The sequence below is a fragment of the Schlesneria sp. genome (assembly GCF_036405755.1).
GTDB classification, from domain to species: Bacteria; Planctomycetota; Planctomycetia; order Planctomycetales; family Planctomycetaceae; genus Schlesneria; species Schlesneria sphaerica.
The window spans coordinates 1-3,492 of record NZ_DASWWZ010000347.1; the positions used below are offsets into that span (position 1 = coordinate 1).

The window sequence follows — 3,492 nt, forward strand, 5'->3', positions numbered from 1 at the left end:
CCAGGTGTGCAGAGATAGACTTTGTTTTTATAAGCGATTGGCCATAAATGACGACCAGACCACTCTTCACCCGTCAATTGGTGCAGATCATGGATCGTGGTCTTGCCCGAACGGGTGTGGTATTGCCACAGGCTTCCGTCAAGCGGACTCGTCCAGATGTTCCCATCCTGTCCCGCTGTAGGTTCGTGCATTCGGCCCGGCGAAGTGCCAATATCGCGTCGATAGAAGGTGGGTGTCTCAACATCACCGATGCCGCGTGTACCTGGTGGATCACTGGCACTGACTCGCCGGGTATTGATACTCGTGGCCGCAGCAGTCGTCATGAATGCAAGACCGCATTTCATGGCACCTCGACGAGACATCGTCCTGTCGCCGTCGTTCCTCAACGCACGCGAACTCCCCCGCTGCCCTACGCCAGGAATCGGCGGGCTGGCGGGGAAGTCCCTTATAAAGGATTTGTCATCGACGGGAAGCATTTGGCAGCCTATCGAATAGTGACGAAGTCATTGTGGTTAAACAATGCGCGAATGAAGCTCTCACAGGCCTTCAGCAGTGGTTCCGATACATTCTCCTGAATGAGTAAGTTCCTTTGCCGTTCAATCGATTCGGCACAGATTTGTCTTTCGACATCGGTCGGACGTCGAGACAGGATCCGTTCGAAGGAATTGACAATGAACGAATCCACGTCAACCGTCCCCTGTTCAGCATTCAACGGTGGCCATTTCTGGATAATCACGCTGCTCATTGCATGCACGAGGTCGCTATTCGTTAAAGCGAGTGCCTGCTGCGGAATGATGGTTTCTGTTCGCCTGTAGCAATCGAGCGGGTCGGGAGCATCGAAGAGTTCCCCCAGTGGACTTTTCCCCCCGTCTTCAGGATGAAAGGTGTAGTACAGACTGCGTCGGTAGGTTTTGAGTGATTCCGTGTTCTCGATCGACTGGCCTCCCATCTGCCAATCAAGTTTGTCCGCGGTCGACAGCAGGCTGTCGCGAACCACCTCGGCTTCCATCCGTCCTGTATTCATGCGCCAGCAGTACTGGTTATCTGGATCGAGTTGGGCGTTGTCGCCACCACTTTTCGCGGATGAGGATCGGCGATAAGTCTCACTCGTGACCATCAACCGGTGCAGCCGCCGCATACTCCACCCCGAATCCATGAACTCGACGGCCAGCCAGTCGAGCAGTTCCGGATGTGTCGGTAACTTGCCGTTTCGGCCAAAGTCATAGACCGAAGACACGAGCGGTACGTGGAAATGTCGACCCCACATGTGATTTACGGCCACCCGTGCGGTCAGTGGGTTATCCCGTGAGGTGAGCCACTGGGCCAACGCCTTACGCCGACCGGTACTCGTTTGAGGATAGGTCGGACCGAGAGCGGAATACTTGTCTGATAAACTCGAGTCAGCGAGGGCGCTTTCCGCTTTGGCGAGGGCGGTCCTGGCTGTCGCGAGAGCAGCTTTAGCGGCACCGATTTCCTTATCGCGGTTTGCATCTGTTGCCGGTTTCGATTCTGCTTCTCCCATCGCCCGCTCCTGTGCGAGGATGTCGGCCTGGCTCTGTGCGACGGCCGCCTCCCGTTCAAGCCGGCTGGCGCGAATGATGGGCTCATTGGAATCATCAACCTTGATGAGCCCGTGTTTCACCTTTTCTGCAGACAGTCTGGCTTCGATGCTGGCCAGTTGTGCTTTTGCTGCCCTCAATCGGGATTCGACGGCTTCGAGACGTGTTTTGGGGAGTCGTACCTTGCGACGGGCCAGTTCGACAGTCTGGCCTGACTTGAACAGTGCGGGAGAGGCAGAGTCGCGCGAGACCATCGAGAATGCCGGCGCGGCGCTATACTGAGAGTCCATCCACCCTTCAATCGCCAGGACGTCTCCGCCGTTCGCGTAAACAGGGGCTTCGAATTCAAATGCAAGCAGCGGATCCGGCCTGTCATGAATTGCCGAAGCAACTTCGACTGGAGGAAGAATTCTCAGAGCATCAACAATGACGACACTTCCCGGCCGGGCGTCAAACGTGATTGCTTTTGTTTTGTCGCCGATGGGATTCCAGCCGTTTAAAGCAATGGGGACACTGTTCGCCAGGCGGGTGCGATCACTGAGAGAGACGACAGTCAGTTCGCATCGGTCTGCCGGCAGATCCAATTGAATCGACACCTCAAAACGTTGTTGTCCACTTCCCCAATCGTACCGTCCCACTTCGAATTCGGTGACCGACCCCGGCTGATAGGAAAGGATTCGTCCTTTTTCAAAGGCGACCATTCCGGCTGTCAGTCCCTTGGCCACATCCTTGGCCAGTTGAAAGTTGAAATGGGCGTCTTTGAGGATCAGCAACTGGAATTCGATGGTTGACCCGGTCGGAAGAGTCGTCAGGGTCGTTATGCCATTGTGAAGCGTACGACGACCGCCTGAAGCGTCCATCACCAGGGACTGATCGCCCGTCAGAGCGCCGGGCTGACCTGAAGTCCGGGCTTCCTGTTCTGCTGCGGCGAGCGCCGCTTCGGCCGCCTTCAGCTCTTGAAGGCTCTCAGGGGACGGATCAGTTCCCATCTGTCTCACTGCTTCCAAGTCTTTTTCGGCTGCTGCGATCGCCGCTGTCGCATCCGAAATCAGTGTCTGCTGGATGTCGTCTCGTAATGCAGGATAGAAAGACTGGGGTTGAAGAGTCGTCGGTTCGATCTTGATCTCCGACGTGCTGAGGAACTTGGGAACCCCTGCGGTAATCGAACCGCGCGTCGTCACGCGGTTCCGCTCGTCACCGCCAGTGTAAAACCAGGTTTGAGCTTCGGGATTTTTATCGAACACCCGAACCGCTCCGTTTCGCTGAATTTTTCTCAGCACACCATAGCTGTATTCCTGGAAGGGACCGGGGTCGACCTCTCCTGCAACGCGATCCTGCCTGATCGAGATCGGTTCAAAGAAGGCCCGCAATCGAAAGTAGTCATCGTGCTCGATGGGGTCATACTTATGGTCATGACAATGAGCACAGTTAAACGTGAGTCCCAGGAATGCCTTCCCTGTGTGCTCGACGGTGCTCCGCATCCAGTCGTTGTGATTAAGGGCGTACCAGTTGCGAATCAGATAGCCGGTTGCGACTGCGGAGTCATTCTCTTCCGGGTTAATTTCATCACCGGCGATCATCGACTGAACCATGTAGTCATAGCCACGATCGGAGTTCAGGGAACGAACGACCCAGTCGCGCCAGCGCCAGACCTGTGGTGCGCTGTTCCAGACGTCGGGGACGTATCGCCGTCCGTACCAGTCGCTGTATCTCCAGATATCCAGCCAGTGACGGCCCCAACGCTCACCATAGCGGCTGTCTTGAAGTAACCGGTCGACCACCACTTCATACGCGACGAGAGAATCATCTGCCAGGAACTGACGCAGTTCTTCGGGGGTTGGCGGAACGCCGATCAAGTCCAGGTAGACACGTCGTAGAAGAGTGGACTTGTCGGCTTGAGGACCCGGCTTGAGTCCATGGCGACCAAGTTCAG

2 protein-coding genes are annotated in these 3,492 nt (G+C 56.0%); both read right to left on the reverse strand.

What is annotated here, in order from left to right; translation table 11 throughout:
* A partial coding sequence (locus tag VGE80_RS11910) for a hypothetical protein (protein WP_440592821.1) occupies positions 1–344 on the reverse strand: 344 nt, incomplete at its 3' end.
* Between the two features lie 140 nt (positions 345–484).
* On the reverse strand, positions 485–3,492 hold a 3,008-nt coding region (locus VGE80_RS11915; protein WP_440592822.1), incomplete at its 5' end, for a DUF1553 domain-containing protein.